This window comes from Caulobacter segnis (genome assembly GCF_003243465.1).
Classification (GTDB): Bacteria; Pseudomonadota; Alphaproteobacteria; order Caulobacterales; family Caulobacteraceae; genus Caulobacter; species Caulobacter segnis_A.
Window position 1 is genome coordinate 1 of sequence record NZ_QFQZ01000038.1, and the last position, 20,728, is coordinate 20,728.

The following is a 20,728-nucleotide window of genomic DNA, read 5'->3' on the forward strand; positions in this document are numbered from 1 at the left end:
GGGTAGCTCAGATGGTTAGAGCGGTGGATTCATAACCCACAGGTCGGCGGTTCGATCCCGCCCCCCGCCACCAGGACGGCCGTCTGGCCTGGTCCGCGCCACGGCTTTAGCGCGGGATGTCCGCCCCTTCCGTATACCACGCGCCTCCTAAGCGGCGCGTCGAGCATAGAGAAACTCGATCACCGCGGCGCGCGTGTGAACGTAGTTGGCGTCCTCGGCCATCGCCAAGCGATCGCGAGGGCGCGCAAGCGGAACCTCCAGCAGCTGTCCCACGCGCGCGCGCGGTCCATTGGTCATCATCACGATGCGGTCGGACAGCAGCGTGGCCTCGTCGACGTCGTGGGTGATCATCAGGACCGTGTTGTTCAAGGTGGCGTGGATCTCCATGACGCTATCTTGCAGGTGCGCGCGGGTCAGAGCGTCCAGGGCGCCAAAAGGCTCGTCCAGAAGCAGCACCTTGGGCTCCATCGACAGAGCGCGCGCGATGCCGACCCGCTGCTTCATGCCGCCGGAGATTTCCGAGGGCCGCTTGTCCAGGGCGTGGGTCATCTTGACCAAGTCCAGGTTATGTAGCGTCCACTCCCGGCGCTCGGCCGCCGACTTCGTCGCGCCGAACACCTTGTCCACCGCCAAGGCGACGTTCTCGCGCACGGAGAGCCAAGGCAGCAGCGAGTGGTTCTGGAAAACGACGGCGCGATCGGGCCCGGGGGCGTTGACCTCCTGCCGATCCAGGATGACCGCGCCCGTCGTCACCGGCGTCAGGCCCGCGACCACGTTCAGCAGCGTGGACTTGCCGCATCCCGAGTGGCCGATGATCGAGACGAACTCGCCCTTGTCGATCTTCAGGTCGACGCCGCTCAGCACTTCGGTGCGCACCGCTCCCTTGGCGAAGGTGACGGCGACGTTCTCTATGGAAAGATAGGCCTTGGTCATGGGCTGCGCTCCTAGCTGACGGCGTTGCCGCGCGAGACGAAGTGACCGAGCAGGGCCACCAGACGATCGAGGAAAAAGCCCGTTATGCCGACCCAGGCCAGGGCCACGATGATGTCGGCGATGCGCGAGGCGTTATACTGGTCCCAGATGAAGAAGCCGATGCCGACGCCGCCCAGCAGCATTTCCGAGGCGACGATGGCCAGCCAGCTCATGCCGACGCCGATGCGCAACCCTGTAAAGATGTACGGCGTCGTGGCGGGCAGCAGGATCTTGATGAAGTACTCGACCGGCGACAGGCGCAACACTCGCGCGACGTTGACATAGTCGCTCGGAATGTTCCGCACGCCGACGGCGGTGTTGATGATGATCGGCCAGATCGCGGTGATGAAGATCACGAACAAGGCCGACGGCTGGGCCTGGTGAAAGGCGGCCAGCGAGATCGGCAGCCAGGCGAGCGGCGGAACCGTCCGCAGGACCTGGAAGATCGGATCCAGCCCCCGGTGCGCCCAGCGGTTGGAGCCGACGAAGACACCCAGCAGGATCCCGCACACCGCCGAGATCGAGAAGCCGATCCCGACGCGCTTGAGGCTGGTGAAGACGTGCCAGAACAGGCCCTTGTCCACCCCGCCGTTGTCATAGAACGGATGAAGGATCAGGTCCTTGGACTCCAGCCAGACCTGCTTGGGCGACGGCAGCCCCGCGTAGGAGTCACCGACGATCGCCTGCCACGCCACGAGGATGACCAGCAGGGTCAGGACCGGCGGGATCACGACCCCCGCGGCCGCTTTCGCGCGCCGGCCAAGCTCGGACAGCACCGGGGGCTTGGCTGGCGTCGGGGGAACCGCGGGGACGATCGGGGTGGCGGTCACGAAGGTGGGTTTCGGATAGGTCATTGCGCGCCCTCGCCTCACACCAGCTTCTTGATCGGCTGACTGGCGAGGTAGGCGCCCGGATTGGCCGGATCGAAGACCTTGCCATCGAAGAAGCGCTCGACACCGCGACTGTCGCCCGCGGGACCGGCCTGGCCGATGGTCTTGGCCGCCGCCCGCCAGATGTCGGCGCGATTGACCTTGTCGACCAGCGCCTTGGTGTTGGTCTTCTGGGGCAGCACGCCCCAGCGGATGTCTTCGGTCAGGAACCAGAGGTCGTGGGACTTGAACGGGAAGCTGGCGTTGTCGGCCCAGAATTTCATTCGGTGGGGCGAGTTCTTGAGGCTCCGGCCGTCCCCATAGTCCACCGTCCCCTGCAGGCGAGGCAGGATGTCGCCCATCGGCACGTTGACGTACTGGCGGCCGGACACGATCGAGCACATCGCCGGCAGGTTCGAGGCCTTGTCGCACCAAAGCTGCGCTTCCTGCACGGCGGCGGTGATGGCTTCGGCGGCGCGAGGGTACTTGTCGACCCAGGCGGCGCGCATGCCCAGCGCCTTTTCCGGGTGGTTCATCCAGAGTTCCGACGTGAGGCAGGCCGTGTAGCCGACCTTCTGATTGACCAGCTGGCCGTTCCACGGCTCGCCCACGCAGAAGGCGTCCTGCGTGCCCGCCTTCATGTTGGCCACCATCTGGGGCGGCGGGATCACGATCGTCGCGACGTCGACGTCTGGGTTGATGCCGCCCGCGGCCAGCCAGTAGCGAACCCAAAGGTCGTGGGTCCCGCCGCGGAAGGTCATGGCGACCTTGGCGATGTTTCCGGCGGCCTTCAGCTGCATGAACTTGGGCTTGGCGCCGGCGCTGTTGAGACCGACCTGGACGCTCTTCAGGTCGTTGCCGACCGAAATCCCCTGCCCGTTCGTATTGAGGCGGGCCAGGATATACATCGGCGTCGGCGCGCCGTTGGTGATCGCCCCCGTAGTCATCAGGTAGGGCATCGGCGACAGTATATGCGCGCCATCGATCCCGCCGCGCTCCGATCCCAGGACCAGGTTGTCGCGGGTCGCCGCCCAGGAGGCCTGCTTGACGACTTCGATGTCCGGCAGGCCGTGCTTGGCGAAAAGGCCTCGCTCCTTGGCGATGATCACCGGCGAGCTGTCGGTCAGGGCGATGAAACCGAGACGCGCCTTGGCGATCTCGGGTCCTGCGCCGGCGGCGTGGGCGCCGGCCGGGAACGCGGCCTTGGCGGCCGCCACCGTGGCCGCGGCGCCCATCAGGGCGTGGCGACGGGTCAGGCCGGACTTGGTGGTGTCGGTCTTGCTCATGGTCAGGCGTCCTGGGGCTAGAACTTGTATTCGAGGGTGAGCCAGGTCTTGGTCCGCGAGGCGGGCGGCGCGGCCGTGCCGATCGGGACGCTCTTCACCCGCTGGAAATCCGCGTACTTCAGCTGGACCGAGAGCTTGGTCGTGATGGCGGCGGTGAACTGCAGGTCCCACTCGTGGCCCAGGTTCGCGCCGGTGCGCTGGTCGTCGAAGTCGTGATAGCGGGCGACCAGATCGGTGTTGAAGAAATAGGTCGCTCGGAACCGCGGCTTGACGTTCAGCGAGACGTTGAGGTCTTCCAGGCCGTCGACGAAGCTCTTGTTGCCGCCCGGCGAGACGAAGGCGTCGGACCAGCCGTTGAAGGCGTGGACCGTGGCCAGGGGCGTCGTGAAGCCGCGCGTCCCGTCTCCCTCCAGCGACTCGTAGGACACCTTGGCGGTGTAGATGTCGAAGGTCGCGGCCAGATCCGCACCGAAATAGTCGAGGCTGAAGTCGGGCGTATTGTGATGGTAGTCCGACTGCCGGGCCCAGGTGGCGTTGTAGGCCAGCTGATAGAGCCCCAGCCAGGTCTTGCCCGACGCCTTGGCGCCCTTGGTGATGGATGAGTTGATGGCGGAATTGCCGAAGTCCAGGGCGTAGACGAAGCCCTCGAGACGCAGGGCCTCGGACGGCGACCACATGGCGTTGAACAGGTGGCTGTCACTGTCCCAGTCGCGCAGTTCGCCCAGAATGCGATTCACATGGCTGACATAGGCGTAGGTCGCCTTGAAGCGGCCCCAGGCCATGTCCGCGCGCACGGCGTCGAAGGTCTGCTCGTCCTGGCGCCAACCCACATTGCCCACGAACCGCTGGTCGTCGATCAGGATGCGCTGCCGCCCCGCCGTGACCTGCAAGGCCGCGCTGGGCGTCCAGGTCACCTGGGCGCGATTGAGTTCGGTCACGTCGGGATCGTTGACCACCGGATAGCGCGCCTTGTCCGCCCCATTGAGCGGCGGCGTGCTCGCGCCGGGCACATTGACCGCGTAGTGCTCGCCCCCCGCCTGTCGGACGTCCTCGAACTCGACAAGGCCCCTCAGCCGGTTCCATTCGGCCGTCTCCCACCCAAGCCGGGTTCGGATCGTGAAGGCGTCCGCCCGGTCACGCAGGGTGGCCGTGCGGGTCTGGTCGACCCCCTCGTACCGGGCGCGAACTTCCAGGATCAGCTTTCCCGCGCCGATCTGATCGCTGATCGTCGGCGGCGGCGCGGGCGGCGGCGGCGGCTCGGAAAACGGCTCGCTGGTCACCTCGACGGCCGCGTCGGGGCTTTTCAAGGCTGGTTCGGGCGCGCTCTGCGCGCGGGCCGCGGATCCGCCCGCCAGCGCCAGGACGGCGACGCCAGACAGCAGCGCGGGTCGTAACAAGTTCATGCCTGCATCCCCCAAGGCCAAAAAAAAACGCCCGGAGGGATCGCGATCAGCGATCTCTCCGGACGTCGTTGTCCAATCGACCAGGCGGCTTCATCGCCGCCGGCGGCCCCTTCGGGCCTGCGGGGAACCTCGTTGTCCCCCGCGTCGTCACGAAACAAGCCGGGCTGATTTTCAGCGAACAACGGAAAACACCGCTCTTCGCCGCGCAAACTCGGCGAACGACGGTTTTTGCCCAGCAACCATGCAGCCAAGCTCCGGCGCTTGCCTGCTATTGTCGCGTTCTGAGCGCCTCACGGCGTTTCATCCTCACACGATCAAAGGACTCGACGTCGCCGCATCCGCCCGCCAAGTCGCTGGAGAAGCCATGCACGGGAGCAAGGACATCTTTCTGGGCGCGATCATCTTGGCCGGCGGGGGATCCCGCCGGATGGGGACCGACAAGGCTCGCCTGGCTTGGGGAGGACGGCCCGCCATCGACAGGGTCGCCGAGCTTGCGGTTGGCGCCGGCGCCGCGCGCGTGCTGGTGTCCGGCGGAGACTACGGATTGCCGTTCGTGGAAGACCCCGACCCTCTTGGCGGTCCCACGGGCGGCGTGCTCGCCGCCGCCGAAGCCCTGCGAGCCGAAGGGCTGTCGGCCATGCTCGTGCTCGCGGTCGACGCCCCCACGATCCTGCCCGAGGATTTGGCCGCGCTCTTGGGCCAAGCCCAGGGGGCCTACTATGAGGGCTTCCCGCTGCCGTTTCTCGCGCCGATCGACCGGACGCCCTGGGACGCCCCCGCCGGCCTTCCCCTCCGAAAGCTGGTCTCGATCCTGGGTCTGAAAGCGCTCTTCCCCACCGACGCGCTTGCGCTGCGCCTGCGCGGCGCCAACACCCCGTCCGAGAAGGCGGCTCTGGAGGCGTCGAACCCGGCGCCCACGGATTAGGCGACGCGCGCTCTTCGGGCGCTCAAGCGTGCTTTCCACGCGACAGCCCCCTCGGGTGACGGCAGAGAGCGGGCGATGCGTGTCTTGATCATCGACCCCGACGAGGCGCGGGCCGCGCTTGTCGCCGAGGGGCTGGCGGGTGTTAAGCCGCTGACGGTCGTTCGCGCGCCGGCCTTTGACGAGGTCGAGGCGGCGGCCTTCGGGCCCGACGTCATTGTCATCGCCAGCGAAAGCCCCGACCGCGACACGCTCGAGTCTCTGCGCGACGCCAACGACCACAATCCGCGCCCCATCGTGATGTTCGTCGACAAGTCGGCGCCGGGCCTGGCCGAGGCGGCCGTCGAGGCGGGGGTGGCGGCCTATGTGGTCGACGGCCTGCAGGTCAATCGCGTCCGATCGGTGCTCGAAGTGGCGATGAGCCGCTTCGGGCTGATGCAGCAGCTGCGCTCCGATCTCAAAAAGGCCAAGGCCGACCTGGCCGACCGCAAGGTGGTCGATCGCGCCAAGGGTCTCCTGATGAAGGAACGAGGCCTGGAAGAAGACGCGGCCTACCGGCTTCTGCGCAAACTGGCCATGGACACCGGCCGACCGCTGGCCGCCGTGGCGGCCGATCTGCTGGCGTTCGCCGGCGTCTTGAGGGGCAAGGGCCATGAGTAAGCCGGATCGCCGCCAGCTGAACCTTGGTTTCATACCGCTCAACGACTGCGCCCCTCTGGCGGTCGCCAAGGCGCACGGATTCTTCGAGGACGAGGGGCTGGAGGTCGAGCTCTCGCGCGAAGCCTCCTGGGCCAATGTCCGCGACAAGATCGCCGTCGGCGCGCTGGAGGGCGGCCACCTGTTGGCGCCCATGGCCCTCGCCGCCTCGATGGGCGTCGGCGGCGAACGAACGCCCCTGACGGTACCGCTTTCCTTGAACCTCAACGGCAGCGCGATCACGCTTTCCACCGGATTGATCAAGGCCATGTGGGAGGCCGATCCCGAGATGATGGCTCGGCGACCGCGAAGCGCGCGGCCGCTCGCCAGGGTGATCGCGGCCCGTCGCGAGGCCGGCGAGCGTCCGCTGACCCTGGCGGTCGTCTTCGCCTATTCGATGCACGCCTACGAGCTTCGCTACTGGCTGGCCGCCGCCGGCGTCGATCCGGACCGGGACCTGCGCCTGGTGGTCGCCCCACCGCCGCGGATGACCGAGCGCCTTCGGGCTGGAGAGATCGACGGCTTCTGCGTCGGCGCGCCGTGGAACGCGATCGCCGTCGCCGAAGGCCTGGGCGAAATCATCGTCCGCGCTTCGGAAATCTGGCCCATGGGCCCCGACAAGGTCCTCGGCGTCACCCAGGCTTGGGCGAACGCGCATCCGCAAGCCTTGCAAGCCCTGATCCGCGCGCTGTCCAGAGCCGCCGCCTGGGCTGATACGCCGGCCAATCGGCCCGCCCTGGCCCGCCTGCTCGCGCGCCCCGAATTCGTCGGCGAGCCTGAGGCGCTGATCGCCCAGTCCCTCGCGCCGCCCGCCGACGGCGGCGACGAGGCTCGGCCGCAAGCCGATATCGTCTTCCACCGACATGCGGCGGGCTTTCCCTGGCGCAGCCACGCCCTGTGGTTTCTCAGCCAGATGCTTCGCTGGGGGCAGATCGGACCCGAGATCGATCTCCAGGCCGTAGCCACGAGCGTCTATCGACCCGATCTCTTCAGGAGCGCCATCCAGCCGCTGGGCGAACCGGTCCCCATGGGCGATCGCAAGCGCGAGGGCGCCCACCCGCAGCCGTGGCGGCTTGAGGACGCCAGCGGCCCTATCCTCATGGCGCCCGACGTCTTCCTCGATGGCCGTGTCTTTGATCCGGAGAAGCCGCTGGCCTACGCCTGCGACTTCGAGATCGGGCGCTATACGGGCGGCTCGGAAGACACGACTGCCTGATTTTCGCGCCGCGGCCTCCGCCAGATCGCACATTGTTCGAGCATCTTTGCGCTGAGGCCCGCGGCGCGGTCGGGACGGATTGCTCACCAGCCGGCAATGCGTCCTCCTGATCGAGAATTCGCGGGGCAATGGCGTCCCGCGCACTGTCGGCGTTGATGCCGGCTCGGTTTGGACAATGGCGTCCGGGCGGAGGTTTCCACCTCCGGCCGGGCGCTTTTTTTTGGCCTGTTGGCCAGGAAGGCGCGGTCCGATGGTCTGGGATCGAAAGGCGTTCGAAACCTTGGCGGCGCGCAAAGCCGTCGTCGCGGCCTCCGAGAACATGGCGGGCCGCCCATGATCCCGCGCTCGTTCCTGAAACTGGGACACGCGCCGACCCTGTTCGCCGCGTTCCTGTATTTCGACTTCAGCTTCATGGTGTGGGTCCTGCTGGGCCCGCTGGGCGTGGCGATCGCCAAGGACCTTGGGCTGTCGCCCGCGCAGAAGGGCCTGATGGTCGCCGTGCCGCTGCTGGCGGGCGCGGGCTTGCGGCTCGTGAACGGCGTGCTGGTCGATCACATCGGCCCCAAGCGCACCGGGATCATCGGCCAGCTGATCGTCCTCGCCGGGCTCCTGACCGCCTGGAGACTGGGCGTCCATGACTACAGCCACGTTCTGGCGCTGGGCGTCGTGCTGGGCGTCGCTGGGGCGTCCTTCGCCGTCGCCCTGCCCCTGGCCTCGCGCTGGTATCCGCCCGAGCATCAGGGCCTGGCGCTCGGCATCGCCGGGGCCGGCAACTCCGGCACCGCCCTGGCGGCGCTGTTCGCCCCCGCCCTGGCCCGATCGTTCGGCTGGACCAATGTAATCGGCCTGGCGACGATCCCGCTCGCCGTGGCCTTCCTGGTCTATGTGACCCTGGCCAAGGACGCCCCGAACCAGCCGCCGCCCAAGCGCTGGAGCGCTTATCTGGACGTGCTGAAGAGCGGCGACGCCTGGTGGCTGATGTTCCTCTACGGCGTGACGTTCGGCGGGTTCTCCGGCCTCGCCTCTTCGCTGACCATCTACTTCAACGCCGAATATGGCCTGGACCCGATCGTGGCCGGACTGTTCACGGCCGCTTGCGTGTTCGCCGGCTCTCTCGTCCGGCCGGTCGGGGGCGCGATCGCAGACCGCGTCGGCGGCGCCCGGGCCCTGATGGGGGTCTATGCGCTGGCCGGCGCCGGCCTGCTGCTCGCAAGCCTGCACCAGCCTCACGCCGGCGTCGCCCTGGCCATCATCATGCTGTCGATGATGGCGCTGGGAGCCGGGAACGGGGCGGTGTTTCAGCTGGCGCCCCAACGCTTCGGCGCGGAGATCGGCGTGATCACCGGCCTGGTCGGCGCGGTGGGCGGCGTCGGCGGCTTCTACCTGGCCTCCACCCTGGGCGTGGCCAAGCAGTTGACCGGCTCCTACCAGGCCGGACTGGCCGGCTTCGCCGCCCTGGCCCTCGTCGCCCTCGGCGCGCTCGTCTGGCTCAAGGGCCAATGGCGCGAGCGCTGGCCGAGGCTCTCGGGCCGCCCCCCTGAACTGATCCGGGTTTGAAGGAGCGTCGCATGGGACACGCCAAGCAAAAGCTGGTCGTCATCGGCAACGGCATGGCCGGGTGCCGGGCCATCGAGGAAATCCTCAAGCGGGATCCTGACCGCTACGACATCACCGTCTTCGGGGCCGAGCCCCGGGTGAACTACAACCGCATCATGCTCTCGCCCGTCCTGGCCGGGGAGAAGCGCTTCGACGAGATCGTCATCAACGACGCGGCCTGGTACGCCGACAACCAAATCACCCTGCACCAGGGGGCCACGGTCACGCGGATCGACCGCCAAGCCCGGATCGTCGAGGCGGACGGCGCGCCGGCCGCGCCCTATGACAAGCTGATCCTGGCCTGCGGCTCGGACCCGGTGCGCTTGCCCCTGCCCGGACGAGAGCTCGACGGCGTGGTCACCTTCCGCGACTTGGACGACGTGGACAAGATGATCGCCGCCGCCGACGCGGGCGGCGCGGCCGTCGTGATCGGCGGGGGTCTTCTGGGACTGGAGGCCGCCTACGGCCTGGCGCGTCGCGGCATGAAAGCCACCGTCGTCCATCTGATGGACGTCCTGATGGAGCGGCAGCTCGACAGCGCCGCCGGCTATCTTCTGACCGAGGCGCTGAGCGCGCGCGGCGTGAAGACCGAGCTTGGCGCCCAGTCGGAGGAGATCCTCGGCGAGGACGGCCGCGTCACCGGCCTGAAGCTGAAGGACGGGCGGGTCCTGCCCTGCTCCATCCTGGTCATGGCGGTCGGGATCCGGCCCAACACCGCGCTGGCCGCGGACGCGGGCCTGAACTGCGCGCGCGGCGTGGTCGTCGACGACCAGATGCGCACCTCCGATCCGGATATCTTCGCGATCGGCGAGTGCGCCGAGCATCGCGGCGTGGCCTATGGCCTTGTCGCGCCGATCTGGGACATGTGCCGCGCGCTCGGGACGGTGCTGACCGACGGCGAAGCGGCCTACGAGGGCAGCGTCCTGTCGACCCGCTTGAAGGTCTCGGGCGTCGACGTCTTCTCCGCGGGCCAGTTCGCCGGCGGCGAGGGCTGCGAGGACGTGGTGTTCCGCGACGCCGGGCGGGGCGTCTATAAGCGCTTGGTCATCAAGGACAACAAGCTGGCGGGCGCGGTGATGTTCGGCGACGCGGCCGACGGCGCCTGGTATTTCGACCTGATGCGCGCGGGCGCGGACGTCTCCGACATCCGCGAAACCCTGGTCTTCGGCCAGGCGATCACGGAGGGCCTTCGGGGCCTGGACCCTAGCTCGGCCGTGGCGGCCATGGCCGACACGGCGGAAATCTGCGGCTGCAACGGCGTCTGCAAAGGACAGATCGTCACCGCGATCAATGCGGGTCTCCAGACCCTGGACAGCGTCCGGGCCGTCACCAAGGCCTCGGCCTCGTGCGGCTCCTGCACGCCGCTCGTGGAGCAGCTGCTCGCCCTGACCCTCGGGGACGGCTTCCAGAAGGAGACGGGCCCGAAGGCGATCTGCAAGTGCTCGTCTCACGGCCACGCCGTGGTGCGTGAACGCATTGTCGCCGATGGCCTCAAGTCGCTGCCGGCGGTCATGCAGGCCCTGGAGTGGAAGACGCCCGACGGCTGCGCGACCTGCCGTCCAGCCCTTAACTACTACCTGCTGTGCGCCTGGCCCGGCGAATATGTCGACGACAAGCAGAGCCGCTTCATCAACGAGCGGGTGCACGCCAACATCCAGAAGGACGGCACCTACTCGGTGGTGCCGCGCATGTGGGGCGGCGTCACCTCGCCGTCGGAGCTGCGCGCCATCGCCGACGTGGCCGACAAGTTCCAGATCCCGATGGTGAAGGTCACCGGCGGCCAGCGCATCGACCTGCTGGGCGTCAAGAAGGATGACCTGCCCGCCGTCTGGGCCGATCTGAACGCGGCCGGCATGGTCTCGGGACACGCCTACGCCAAGGGGCTGCGCACGGTGAAGACCTGCGTCGGCTCCGAATGGTGCCGGTTCGGCACGCAGGACTCCACGGGTCTCGGCGTGCGCCTCGAAAAGGTCATGTGGGGCTCCTGGGCCCCGGCCAAGGTCAAGCTCGCGGTGTCGGGCTGCCCCCGCAACTGCGCCGAGGCGACGTGCAAGGACTTCGGGGTCATCTGCGTCGACAGCGGCTACGAGATCCACATCGGCGGCGCCGCGGGCCTGCATATCCAGGGGACCCAACTGCTGACCCGGGTGGCCACGGAGGACGAGGCCGTCTGGGTGATCTGCGCCGCCACCCAGATGTACCGGGAGGGCGGGTTCTACCTGGAGCGGGTCTACAAGTGGATGGACCGGGTGGGCCTGGAGGCCATCCGCTCGGCCATGGAAGATCCCGAGCGCCGCCGGGCCTACTACGACCGCTTCATCTACTCGCAACGCTTCTCGCGCGTGGACCCCTGGGCCGAGCGCGTGGCCGGCCGCGACGCCGGCGAGTTCAGCCCCCTGGCCCGCAGCATGGAGCTCGCCGACGCATGACCCTGATGCCGTCTCCCCAAGACTTCTGGATCGATGTCGGCGCCGTCACCGATATCCCGCGCCGAGGCGCGCGACGCGTGGCCACCCCGAATGGCGACATCGCCGTCTTCAGGACCGGCGACGGCGAAGTCTTCGCCCTGCGCGACAAGTGCCCCCACAAGGGCGGCCCGCTGAGCCAGGGCATCGTGCATGGCGCCGCCGTCACCTGCCCGCTCCACGCCTGGAACATCGACCTGGCCTCGGGCGAGGCGCTGGGCGCCGACGCGGGCAAGGGTTGCGCGCCGCGTGTTCCGGTGCGCGTCGAGGACGGCCGCATCTATCTGGGACGCTAGGCGCGATGGCCGACGGCTCGCGCTCGACCTTGGTGAAGACCACCTGCCCCTATTGCGGGGTCGGCTGCGGCGTGGCCGCCGCCAGCGTCGGCGGGCGCTCGATCGTGGTGGAAGGCGACGGGCTCCACCCGTCCAACCTCGGCCGACTTTGTTCGAAGGGCGCGGCCTTGGGCAAGACCGTCGGGCTGGAGGGCCGGCTCCTCCATCCGGAGATCCATGGCCGGCGTGTCAGCTGGGACAGAGCGTCCGCGCGGATCGCCTCGGCGCTGTCCAGGACCATCGCCAAGCATGGCCCCGACAGCGTGGCCTTCTACGTGTCCGGCCAGTTGCTGACCGAGGACTACTACGCCGCCAACAAGCTGATGAAGGGCTTTATCGGCAGCGGCAATATCGACACCAACTCGCGTCTCTGCATGGCCAGCGCGGTGATGGCGCACAAGCAGGCCTTCGGCGCGGACCTGGTCCCCGGCTGCTACGAAGACCTCGAGCTGGCGGACCTGATCGTGTTCAGCGGCCACAACGCCGCCTGGACCCATCCCGTGCTCGTGCGGCGCATGGAGGCCGCGCGGGCCAGGGGTCAGCGATGGGTCTGCATCGATCCGCGGCGCACCGACACCGCCGAAGCCTCCGATGTGCATCTGGCCATCGCGCCCCAGACCGACGTGCGGCTCTGGAACGGCCTGCTGGCCGACCTGATGCGCAGGGACGCCGTGGACCGCGCCTACCTCGCCGCCCACGTCAGCGGCTACGAGGCCGTCGAGACCGCGCTCGCCCAGGCGGACCAATCGCCGAGCGCCGTGGCGGCCGACTGCGGGGTCGCCGAAGCGGACCTGCGCGCCTTCTTCGACCTTTTCGCCCAGACGCCCAGGACCGTCAGCCTGTTCTCCATGGGCGCCAACCAGTCCGCCCAGGGCGTGGCCAAGGGCTTGTCGATCATCAACGCGCACCTGGTGACGGGCCGGATCGGCAAGCCCGGGGCGGCGCCGTTCTCGATCACCGGCCAGCCCAACGCCATGGGCGGGCGCGAGACCGGCGGCATGGCCACGACCCTGGCGGCCCATCTGGATTTCAGCGCCGAGGATTGCGCCAAGGCCCAGCGCTTCTGGTCGTCGCCGACGATCGCCAGCGCCCCGGGGCTGAAGGCCGTCGAGATGTTCGAGGCCATGCGCGAGGGTCAGGTCAAGGCCATCTGGATCATGGCCACCAATCCGGCCGTCTCCATGCCCGACGCCGGACGTGTCCGCGAAGCGCTCGCCAAGTGTCCGCTGGTCATCGTCTCAGAGGCCATAACCGAGACCGACACCACGGCCTTCGCCCACATAAAGCTGCCCGCCCTGACCTGGGGCGAGCGCGACGGGACGGTGACCAACTCCGAACGCCGGATCTCGCGCCAGCGGCCGATGTTCGCGCCGCCCGGAGAGGCGCGCGCCGATTGGGCGATCATCGCCGACATCGCGTCTCGGATGGGATTTGGCGACGCCTTTTCCTGGCGCTCTTCGGCCGAGGTGTTCCGCGAATACGCCCGCATGACCGCGTTCGAGAACCGGGGCGAGCGGTTCCTGGACATCGGCGCCCTGGGGCGGGCCGATTACGATGCGCTCCCGCCGACCCAGTGGCCGGTCACTGATGGCGGCGGCGTGGCGCGCCTCTTCACCGATGGCCGCTTCGCCACCCCCGATGGCCGCGCCCGGATGGTTCCGGTGCTGCCGGCGGCGCCGGCCTCGCCGACCGACGGAAGCTTTCCGCTGGCGCTGAACACCGGCCGCGTTCGCGACCAATGGCACACCATGAACCGCTCGGCCCTGGCGCCCGAGCTGAACCGCCACACGCCCGAGCCCTATGTCGAAATGCACCCCGTCGATGCGCGCGAGGCGGGCCTGGCCGACGGCATGCTCGCGCGCGTTCGCACCCCGCGCGGCGAGGCCGTCGCCATCGCCAAGGTCACCGACCGCCAGCGCCCAGGCTCCCTCTTCATGCCGATGCACTGGACCACGACCCACGCGGCGCAGGGCAGGACCAACCATCTGATCGGCCCCGAGCGAGACGCCGCCTCGGGCCAGCCCGAGTTCAAGCACACCCCGGCGCGGCTGTCGGCCTGGCGCGACACCTGGCGCGGCGCGTTCTTCGCCCGGCGTCGATACGACTGCCCCGCAGGTTCGTCCCTGATCTGGCGACGTATCGTTCGCGAAAGCTGCCACCTGCACGAATTCGCCGGCCGGGGCGACGAGGCCGAGCGCCAGGACGTCGCCAGACGGCTCGGGGCGGGGGCCGGCGGCGAGATGATCAGCCTCGACGATCCGGCCAGAGGCGTCTTTCGGCGCGCCTGGATCGAAGACGGCCGTCTCGAGCGCGCGCTTTTCATAACCCTGGGCGCGCTGCCGCCGCGTGACTGGCTGGCCGGGCTCTTTTCGGCCGACCAGATCGGCGCCGCCGAACGCGCGGCCTTGCTTGCCGGTCGCCCCCCTGGCGCCGGCGCCGATCCCGGCCCGCTGGTCTGCGCCTGCGCGAATGTCGGCGCTCACCAGATCACGCGCGCCCAGCGGGCCGGCGCGGACACCGTCGACGACATCACCAAGGCCACCGGCGCCGGCGGCGGCTGTGGCTCTTGCCGCGTGGAAATCGCTAGCCTGATCAAAGAGAAGGAAGCCGCGGATGCTTGAGAACAAGGTCATGCTGGTGGGCGCCGGGCCGGGTCCAGCGGATCTTCTGACCTTCCGCGCGGCGCGGATCATCGGACAGGCCGAGGCGCTGCTCTATGACGCCCTGGTCAGCGAGGAGGTCCTGTCCCTGGCGCCGGCCCGATGCCTGCGCATCCAGACCGGAAAGCGCGCCGGCGCGAAGACCTCAATGCCGCAGAACACCATCAATCGGCTGATGCTGCGGCTGGCGCGGCGCGGGCTCAGAGTGGTGCGGCTGAAGGGTGGCGATCCGTCGGTGTTCGGCCGCGTCGGCGAAGAGCTCGCCTTCCTGCGCGCCCACGGGGTGTCTGGCGAAGTCGTCCCCGGCGTCACCGCCGCCAGCGCCGCGGCGGCGCAATTCGGCTTTCCCCTCACCCATCGCGGCGAGGCGCGGCGGATCCTCTACGCCACTGCGCGCGTCGACAACGGCTCGGTCCTGATCGACGGCTGGAGCGCCGCCAAGGACCCCGAGACGACGCTGGCCCTCTACATGGGTCGCGATCAGGTGGGGGCCGTCGCCGCGGAGCTGATGGCTCAGGGCCGTCGCGCCGACACCCCCGCCCTGGCCGTCGAGAACGCCGGCGCGCCCGACGCCCGGGCGATCGCCACCACCCTGGCCACCGCGGCGCAGGCCCTCGCCGCCGCCTCGCCGACCGGGCCGGTCGTCCTCGTCATCGGCGATGTCGTGGCCCGTGCGGAGGTCTGGTCCGACGCGGCCCTCCCCTGCGCCAAGCGGGCGGCGCCATGATGGGCTCGCCGTCCCAGACTCAGCACGCCCGCCTGTTCGCGTTCGAGCAGGACTTCGTGGACAGCCTGCGCTGCGTCCCCATGGCCGTGCGGTTCAAGCTGGACCGGGTGGGGATCAAGTTGACGCTTCGCCAATGGAGCCGCCTCACGCGCCAGGACCGCCAGGAGCTTTTGCTCAGTCCGTGCTCGTCCGACCGCGAGGTCGCGCGTTGGCGCGCCCTGCTCGAGACCCTCGTGGCGCTGCGCGCCGACGAGCCCATCAAGCCCTTGCCGCCCATCGATGACGCCCCCTGGGAGAGGGTCGGCGAAGTTCCCGCGGCCGTGGCGACCTTCGCCCTGTCGAAGGGATTGACGCCGCCCCCACTCGAGGCTTGGCGCGCCCTCGCGCTTCTGGAGCGCTATGCGCTCGTGAAGCTCAGCCGCGAAGGTCACGACAACGTCAACTTCGCCCCCGCCCTGCGCGAGTTTGGGCTCGGGGCCTTGGATGTTGGGACGTGCGAACCGGTCGCCTGCTAGCGCGGCCGGACGCCCTCCAAAACCAGGGCCGTGACCGCTGTCGCGGTGTCTTCCATGAAGCCCTTGTCGGACAGGGATGCGCCCGTCAGCGCCCGCACCTGAACGGCGAAGTCGGCATAGTGCTGGGTCAGGGCCCAGATGGCGAAGATCAGATGCGTCGGCTCGACGGGCGCCAGCCTGCCCGCCGCGACCCAGGCGCGGACCACGGCGACCTTGGCGTCGAACACCGCCTTCAGGGGGCCGGCCAGGACCGGCTTCAACAGCGGCGCGCCCCGCAGCATCTCCAGGGCGAACAGGCGCGAGACCTCCGGATGGTCGCGGCTCATCGCCAGCTTGGCCGCGATCAAGGCGCCGATCGCCTCCGCCGGGTCGTCCTCCGACCGGAAACTGGCCAGCGGCGCCAACCATCGCGACAGCCCCTGCTCCAGCACCGCGACGTAAAGCGCGTCCTTGGAAGGGTAGTAGTAGAGCAGATTGGCCTTCGACAGTCCCGCCGCGCGGGCGATGGCGTCGACGCTGGCGCCCTCCAGGCCCAGGCGCGCGAACACCGACAGCGCCGCCGCCAGGATCGAGGCCCTGCGGGCTTCGCCGGCCTGGGCGCGGCGGCCGCCGAACGCAGCCGCCTCCGCCTCTTCGCCCGCCGATTGGGCGGCCTTGATCAGAGCGCGGGCGCCGGAGGTCGCTGCGCCGCCGCCGCGCGCCGAGGTCTTGCGCGGCGGCTTGACGGACTTGGCGGCGGGACCGGTCATCGGCTCTCGAACTTGGACCAAATGGTCAAACCTGGACCAGATGGTTCGGATTGCGACGTTCGCCGGGATGGTATTCCATGCGGGCCGGACATCACAAGGAGCCGCCTTTATGAGCTCTCCGATCGCCCCGCTGTCGCCCGACTGCGTGATGCTGCCCGCGCGGCCCGAGCCGTTGCCGGTCGATCCCAAGACGACGGCGGTGATCGTCATCGACATGCAGAACGCGTACGCCTCGCCGCGCGGCTATCTGGACCTGGCGGGCTTCGATATCTCCGGGGCGGCCGGGGTCATCGACAAGATCGCCGAGATCCTGCCCGTGGCCCGGGCGGCCGGCATGACCGTGATCTATTTCCAGAACGGCTGGGACGACCAGTATGTCGAGGCGGGCGGGCCAGGCTCGCCCAACTGGTGGAAATCCAACGCGCTGAAGACCATGCGCGCCCGGCCCGAGTTGCAGGGCAAGCTGCTGGCGCGCGGGCAGTGGGACTATGAACTGGTCGATGCGCTGAAGCCGCAGCCCGGCGACATCCAGCTGCACAAGACCCGCTATTCCGGCTTCTTCAACAGCCAGCTGGACAGCGTGCTGAGGGCGCGGGGGATCAGGCACCTCGTCTTCGTCGGCATCGCCACCAACGTCTGCGTGGAGTCGACCCTGCGCGACGGCTTCTTCCTCGAATATTTCGGGACCGTGCTGGAGGACGCCACCCACCAGGCGGGTCCCGACTTCGTCCAGAAAGCCGCCCTGTTCAACATCGAGAGCTTCTTCGGCTGGGTCTCCAACACCACCGATTTCAAGGGGACTTTCGGACAGCTGGCTCCACGCACCTAGGGAGGCGACCATGCCCAAGACCGTCATCACACCGCCCGGAACCCAGACCCCGATCGCGCCCTTCTCGCCCGGAACGATGGCCGACGGGATCGTCTATGTCTCGGGCACCCTGGCCTTCGACAAGGACAACAACGTCGCCTTCCCGGACGACGCCGAGGCCCAGACCCGCCAGGTGCTGGAGACCATCAAGTCGGTGATCGAAACCGCCGGCGGCACGATGGAGGACGTGGTGATGAACCACATTTTCCTGACCGACTGGGTTCACTACGCCCCGATGAACAAGGTCTACGCCGAGTACTTTCCCGGCGACAAGCCCGCCCGCTACTGCATCCAGTGCGGCCTGGTGAAGCCGGGTTTCGTGGTCGAGATCGCCTCGGTCGCGCACGTGGGCAAGAAGTAGCGCGCGGATGACCACGGGCGTCGTCGACGGCGTTTTCTATGAACTCCACGGCGGTCCCGTCGCCGGACGGGACGTGGTGTTGCTGTCGTCGGGCCTGGGCGGCTCAGGAGCCTTCTGGGCGCCGCAGATGGCGGCCCTGACCGCGCGCTGGCCGGTCGTCACCTACGATCACCGCGGCACGGGCCGCAGCGTCCGCGCCCTGCCGCCCGGCCCTTACGGCGTCGGCGACATGGCGCGGGACATGGTCAAGGTCATGGACGCGCTCGGCCTGGCCAAGGCGCACGTGGTCGGCCACGCGGCGGGCGGCAATGCGGGCCTGGCCCTGGCGCTGTCCCATCCCGATCGGCTCGGCAAGCTGGTGGTCGTCAACGGCTGGAGCCAGCCCGACCCGCACCTCAAGCGCTGCTTCGACACGCGCATCCGCCTGCTGAACGACAGCGGCCCCGAAGCCTATGTTCACGCCCAGCCCATCTTCCTCTACCCGGCCGACTGGATCTCGCGGAACCACGACCGGCTGCAGGCCGAGGAGGCGCATCACGTGGCCAGCTTTCCGCCGCGGGAGGTTATGCTGGCGCGGATCAACGCCCTGCTCGTCTTCGACATCGACGCCCGCCTGGAGGCGATCCCCCACCGCGTCCTGGTCAGCGCCAGCGCCGACGACATGCTGGTCCCGATGCGCTGCTCCCAGCGCCTGGCCGCCCGCCTGCCCAACGCCGACTTCCAGCAGGTCGCCTGGGGCGGCCACGGCTTCACCGTCACCGATCCGGAGACCTTCAACGAAGGCCTGGTGAAGTTTCTGGGGGGGACGTGATGGTTGCCCGTCCTCCGATTTCCCCGGCGAATGCCGGGGCCCAGATCGAACCCGCGGCCTTGGTCGGCTGGGCCGGCCCGAAGGCGAGAACACCCCAAACGCTCCGGATGAATCTGGGCCCCGGCGTTCGCCGGGGAGGTCGGATTTAAGGAAATAGAAGAACAGGAACTCCACCCATGCAGGTCGGCGTCTTCATTCCCATCGGCAACAACGGCTGGCTGATCTCCGAAACCTCGCCGCAGTACATGCCGAGCTTCGAGCTCAACAAGGCGATCACCCAGAAGGCCGAACAGCACGGCTTCGACTTCGCGCTCTCGATGATCAAGCTGCGCGGCTTCGGCGGCAAGACGCAGTTCTGGGAGCACAATCTGGAGAGCTTCACCCTGATGGCGGGCCTCGCCGCGGTGACCTCAAGGATCAAGATCTTCGCCACCGTGGCCACCTTGACCATCCCGCCGGCCATCGTGGCGCGCATGGCCTCGACGATCGACTCGATCGCGCCCGGCCGGTTCGGCGTGAACCTGGTCACCGGCTGGCAGAAGGCCGAGTACAGCCAGATGGGCCTCTGGCCCGGCGAGCAGCACTATACCGACCGCTACAACTACCTGGCCGAATACGCGACGGTGCTGAAGGACCTGCTCGACACCGGCGTCTCCAACTTCAAGGGCAAGTACTTCCAGATGGAGGACTGCCGCGTCAGTCCTCATCCCAAGGAGACCAAGCTGATCTGCGCCGGCTCGTCCGACGAGGGCCTGGCCTTCACGGCCCAGCACGCCGATTACAGCTTCGCCCTGGGCAAGGGAGTCAACACCCCGACCGCCTTCGCTTCGGTCAACCAGCGCCTGGAGGCGGCGGCCGCCAAGACCGGCAGGGACGTGGCCAGCTTCATCCTGTTCATGGTCATCGCCGACGAGACCGACGAGAAGGCCCTGGCCAAGTGGCAGACCTATCGCGACGGCGCCGACCAGGAGGCCCTGGCCTGGCTGACCCAGCAGGCGGCCCCCAACGCCAAGGCCGGCGCGACCACCAACACCCAGCAACTGGCGGCTCCGGAGTCGGCGGTGAACCTGAACATGGGCACGCTGGTCGGCAGCTACGAAAGCATCGCCCGCATGATGGACGAGATAGCGGACGTTCCCGGCACGGCCGGCGTGCTGCTGACCTTCGACGACTTCGTGCAGGGCGTCGAAGACTTCGGGACCAAGATCCAGCCGCTGATGAAGAGCCGCGCGCCGCGGTGAGCCTCGAACGCCACCGACGCCGCCCTGCCGCGTGGCGGGCCTGGACGGGGAAGACGCGCCAGAAGCCGACCTCCTGACGCGCGCTCCGGGTCTATTTGATCTGATCGAACTCGATGTCGATCACGACATCCACCTCGGCGCCCACGGGCCCCACCAGGGTCGTCAGGCCAAAGTCGCGTCGGTCGAACCGCCCCGTGGCGGAAAAGCCAAGCTTGGCCCCGTCTCGCGCCTTGCCGACGCCGCCGAACGTGACGTCCAGGACCACGGGCTTGGTCACGCCCAGAAAGGTAAGATCGCCGGCGACCTTGCCCGAGGTCGGCCCGTCAAGCGTGATCGTACGCGACACAAAGCCGATCGTCGGGAATTGGGCGCTCTTGAGGAACTTGTCGCCAGCCAGTTCATCGGCGAAGCCCGCCACATTGCTGACGATCGACTTCGGGTCGATCGTCACCGACAGGCTCGACTGCTCCGGCTTCTGTCCGTTCCACTTGAGCACCCCATCCAGGCGGTCGAAGCGGAAGACGCTCTTGGAGACTCCGCCTTGGTGATCGATTCGGATGACGAGCGCCGCATGGCGTTTGTCCAGCGCGTAGTCGCCGCTGGGCGCGGCGGCTGGGTTGCGATCCGGCGCGGCATGCGCGGCCGTTGAAACCGCAAGAGCCGCGGCCAGGCAAAGAACAAGACGAAGCGTGCGGGTCATGATGGTCTCCTCTTGGCGTCCAGGCGCCGCCCATAGGGCCATAGCAGCCCTCAGCCATATGGCCATATGCCATAAGCACATGTCCCCGGCGGTCGGCGGATGACCTGACGCCTGGCGCGATCGCGAGCCTCCGCCTGGGCGCCCAGAAGTCCAGCGCCTCGCCAAATGCGTGACAGGTTCAGCGCATAGCGGCGGCGGTGCTCAAGATAGGCCGCCTCATGGGCGGCGGTGAGTTCGACCACGCTGCTCCACAGCCAGGACGGGGCGTCCAGGCCGCCGGTGCGATTGCGCGCCAGTTCGTCCAGGACGAGGCGCGCGGTTCCTCGTTCCTCGCGT

General features: G+C 68.6%; 19 protein-coding genes. 13 read left to right on the forward strand and 6 right to left on the reverse strand.

Features of this window, described 5'->3' with window-relative positions:
- Positions 1 to 147: 147 nt before the first annotated feature.
- Genes DI526_RS12815 through DI526_RS12830 form a run of 4 tightly spaced genes read right to left on the reverse strand, consistent with a single transcriptional unit; the run spans position 148 to position 4,530 of the window.
- Positions 148 to 933 (reverse strand): ABC transporter ATP-binding protein, encoded by a 786-nt coding sequence (locus DI526_RS12815; RefSeq protein WP_304278433.1) that lies wholly within the window; start codon positions 931 to 933, stop codon positions 148 to 150.
- Positions 934 to 944: 11 nt separating this feature from the next.
- Positions 945 to 1,826 carry a nitrate ABC transporter permease gene (gene ntrB / locus DI526_RS12820; RefSeq protein ID WP_304278436.1) on the reverse strand — a complete coding sequence of 294 codons (882 nt, stop codon included), beginning with the start codon at positions 1,824 to 1,826 and terminating at the stop codon, positions 945 to 947.
- Positions 1,827 to 1,840: 14 nt separating this feature from the next.
- Positions 1,841 to 3,133, reverse strand: coding sequence for a CmpA/NrtA family ABC transporter substrate-binding protein (locus tag DI526_RS12825; RefSeq protein ID WP_304278520.1), 1,293 nt, complete (start codon positions 3,131 to 3,133; stop codon positions 1,841 to 1,843).
- A gap of 11 nt (positions 3,134 to 3,144) precedes the next feature.
- A complete protein-coding gene (locus DI526_RS12830) occupies positions 3,145 to 4,530 on the reverse strand; it encodes an alginate export family protein (protein ID WP_304278437.1) in 1,386 nt (461 codons plus the stop codon).
- Between the two features lie 364 nt (positions 4,531 to 4,894).
- Between DI526_RS12830 and DI526_RS12835 the strand changes: the two genes are divergently transcribed.
- From DI526_RS12835 to DI526_RS12875, 9 genes are all read left to right on the forward strand, one after another.
- The gene (locus DI526_RS12835) at positions 4,895 to 5,455 is read left to right on the forward strand and encodes a molybdenum cofactor guanylyltransferase (protein WP_304278440.1); all 561 of its coding nucleotides are present in this window, start codon (positions 4,895 to 4,897) and stop codon (positions 5,453 to 5,455) included.
- A gap of 75 nt (positions 5,456 to 5,530) precedes the next feature.
- Positions 5,531 to 6,112 (forward strand): ANTAR domain-containing response regulator, encoded by a 582-nt coding sequence (locus tag DI526_RS12840; protein ID WP_304278443.1) that lies wholly within the window; start codon positions 5,531 to 5,533, stop codon positions 6,110 to 6,112.
- Positions 6,105 to 7,364, forward strand: coding sequence for a CmpA/NrtA family ABC transporter substrate-binding protein (locus DI526_RS12845; protein ID WP_304278446.1), 1,260 nt, complete (start codon positions 6,105 to 6,107; stop codon positions 7,362 to 7,364). Before DI526_RS12840 ends, DI526_RS12845 begins: the two co-directional genes overlap by 8 nt.
- Before the next feature lie 333 nt (positions 7,365 to 7,697).
- Positions 7,698 to 8,921, forward strand: coding sequence for a NarK/NasA family nitrate transporter (locus DI526_RS12850; protein WP_304278448.1), 1,224 nt, complete (start codon positions 7,698 to 7,700; stop codon positions 8,919 to 8,921).
- A gap of 11 nt (positions 8,922 to 8,932) precedes the next feature.
- Positions 8,933 to 11,389, forward strand: coding sequence for a nitrite reductase large subunit NirB (gene nirB, locus DI526_RS12855; protein ID WP_304278450.1), 2,457 nt, complete (start codon positions 8,933 to 8,935; stop codon positions 11,387 to 11,389).
- Positions 11,390 to 11,394: 5 nt separating this feature from the next.
- Entirely contained in the window at positions 11,395 to 11,721 is a 327-nt protein-coding gene (nirD, locus tag DI526_RS12860) for a nitrite reductase small subunit NirD (RefSeq protein WP_304278522.1), read from the forward strand.
- Between the two features lie 5 nt (positions 11,722 to 11,726).
- Positions 11,727 to 14,381, forward strand: a complete 2,655-nt coding sequence (locus DI526_RS12865; RefSeq protein WP_304278453.1) for a nitrate reductase — start codon at positions 11,727 to 11,729, stop codon at positions 14,379 to 14,381.
- Positions 14,374 to 15,147, forward strand: coding sequence for a uroporphyrinogen-III C-methyltransferase (gene cobA / locus DI526_RS12870; protein ID WP_304278454.1), 774 nt, complete (start codon positions 14,374 to 14,376; stop codon positions 15,145 to 15,147). The genes DI526_RS12865 and cobA overlap by 8 nt, the downstream gene beginning before the upstream one ends.
- Complete coding sequence (locus DI526_RS12875; protein ID WP_304278457.1) at positions 15,144 to 15,662, forward strand: nitrate reductase associated protein; 519 nt, start codon at positions 15,144 to 15,146, stop codon at positions 15,660 to 15,662. Before cobA ends, DI526_RS12875 begins: the two co-directional genes overlap by 4 nt.
- Here DI526_RS12875 and rutR read toward each other — a convergent pair.
- The gene (gene rutR / locus DI526_RS12880) at positions 15,659 to 16,411 is read right to left on the reverse strand and encodes an HTH-type transcriptional regulator RutR (RefSeq protein WP_304278459.1); all 753 of its coding nucleotides are present in this window, start codon (positions 16,409 to 16,411) and stop codon (positions 15,659 to 15,661) included. The genes DI526_RS12875 and rutR overlap by 4 nt on opposite strands.
- A 109-nt stretch (positions 16,412 to 16,520) precedes the next feature.
- Between rutR and rutB the strand changes: the two genes are divergently transcribed.
- The 4 genes from rutB (at position 16,521) to rutA (ending at position 19,692) form a co-directional block, all read left to right on the forward strand.
- Complete coding sequence (gene rutB, locus DI526_RS12885; RefSeq protein WP_304278461.1) at positions 16,521 to 17,240, forward strand: pyrimidine utilization protein B; 720 nt, start codon at positions 16,521 to 16,523, stop codon at positions 17,238 to 17,240.
- Between the two features lie 10 nt (positions 17,241 to 17,250).
- Positions 17,251 to 17,640 carry a pyrimidine utilization protein C gene (rutC, locus tag DI526_RS12890; protein WP_304278464.1) on the forward strand — a complete coding sequence of 130 codons (390 nt, stop codon included), beginning with the start codon at positions 17,251 to 17,253 and terminating at the stop codon, positions 17,638 to 17,640.
- Positions 17,641 to 17,647: 7 nt separating this feature from the next.
- Positions 17,648 to 18,451 (forward strand): pyrimidine utilization protein D, encoded by an 804-nt coding sequence (gene rutD, locus DI526_RS12895; RefSeq protein WP_304278466.1) that lies wholly within the window; start codon positions 17,648 to 17,650, stop codon positions 18,449 to 18,451.
- A 176-nt stretch (positions 18,452 to 18,627) separates the two neighbouring features.
- Positions 18,628 to 19,692, forward strand: coding sequence for a pyrimidine utilization protein A (rutA, locus tag DI526_RS12900; RefSeq protein ID WP_304278469.1), 1,065 nt, complete (start codon positions 18,628 to 18,630; stop codon positions 19,690 to 19,692).
- A gap of 91 nt (positions 19,693 to 19,783) precedes the next feature.
- Here rutA and DI526_RS12905 read toward each other — a convergent pair whose 3' ends face one another.
- The gene (locus tag DI526_RS12905; protein ID WP_304278473.1) at positions 19,784 to 20,392 is read right to left on the reverse strand and encodes a YceI family protein; all 609 of its coding nucleotides are present in this window, start codon (positions 20,390 to 20,392) and stop codon (positions 19,784 to 19,786) included.
- Positions 20,393 to 20,728: the final 336 nt, after the last annotated feature.

What these genes read in the sequence shown, in the direction of transcription:
- DI526_RS12815 (WP_304278433.1), bottom strand. Translation starts at nt 933, where the DNA reads ATGACCAAGGCCTATCTTTCCATAGAGAACGTCGCCGTCACCTTCGCC.
- ntrB (WP_304278436.1), bottom strand. Translation starts at nt 1,826, where the DNA reads ATGACCTATCCGAAACCCACCTTCGTGACCGCCACCCCGATCGTCCCC.
- DI526_RS12830 (WP_304278437.1), bottom strand. Translation starts at nt 4,530, where the DNA reads ATGAACTTGTTACGACCCGCGCTGCTGTCTGGCGTCGCCGTCCTGGCG.
- DI526_RS12835 (WP_304278440.1), top strand. Translation starts at nt 4,895, where the DNA reads ATGCACGGGAGCAAGGACATCTTTCTGGGCGCGATCATCTTGGCCGGC.
- DI526_RS12840 (WP_304278443.1), top strand. Translation starts at nt 5,531, where the DNA reads ATGCGTGTCTTGATCATCGACCCCGACGAGGCGCGGGCCGCGCTTGTC.
- DI526_RS12845 (WP_304278446.1), top strand. Translation starts at nt 6,105, where the DNA reads ATGAGTAAGCCGGATCGCCGCCAGCTGAACCTTGGTTTCATACCGCTC.
- DI526_RS12850 (WP_304278448.1), top strand. Translation starts at nt 7,698, where the DNA reads ATGATCCCGCGCTCGTTCCTGAAACTGGGACACGCGCCGACCCTGTTC.
- nirB (WP_304278450.1), top strand. Translation starts at nt 8,933, where the DNA reads ATGGGACACGCCAAGCAAAAGCTGGTCGTCATCGGCAACGGCATGGCC.
- nirD (WP_304278522.1), top strand. Translation starts at nt 11,395, where the DNA reads ATGCCGTCTCCCCAAGACTTCTGGATCGATGTCGGCGCCGTCACCGAT.
- DI526_RS12865 (WP_304278453.1), top strand. Translation starts at nt 11,727, where the DNA reads ATGGCCGACGGCTCGCGCTCGACCTTGGTGAAGACCACCTGCCCCTAT.
- cobA (WP_304278454.1), top strand. Translation starts at nt 14,374, where the DNA reads ATGCTTGAGAACAAGGTCATGCTGGTGGGCGCCGGGCCGGGTCCAGCG.
- DI526_RS12875 (WP_304278457.1), top strand. Translation starts at nt 15,144, where the DNA reads ATGATGGGCTCGCCGTCCCAGACTCAGCACGCCCGCCTGTTCGCGTTC.
- rutR (WP_304278459.1), bottom strand. Translation starts at nt 16,411, where the DNA reads ATGACCGGTCCCGCCGCCAAGTCCGTCAAGCCGCCGCGCAAGACCTCG.
- rutB (WP_304278461.1), top strand. Translation starts at nt 16,521, where the DNA reads ATGAGCTCTCCGATCGCCCCGCTGTCGCCCGACTGCGTGATGCTGCCC.
- rutC (WP_304278464.1), top strand. Translation starts at nt 17,251, where the DNA reads ATGCCCAAGACCGTCATCACACCGCCCGGAACCCAGACCCCGATCGCG.
- rutD (WP_304278466.1), top strand. Translation starts at nt 17,648, where the DNA reads ATGACCACGGGCGTCGTCGACGGCGTTTTCTATGAACTCCACGGCGGT.
- rutA (WP_304278469.1), top strand. Translation starts at nt 18,628, where the DNA reads ATGCAGGTCGGCGTCTTCATTCCCATCGGCAACAACGGCTGGCTGATC.
- DI526_RS12905 (WP_304278473.1), bottom strand. Translation starts at nt 20,392, where the DNA reads ATGACCCGCACGCTTCGTCTTGTTCTTTGCCTGGCCGCGGCTCTTGCG.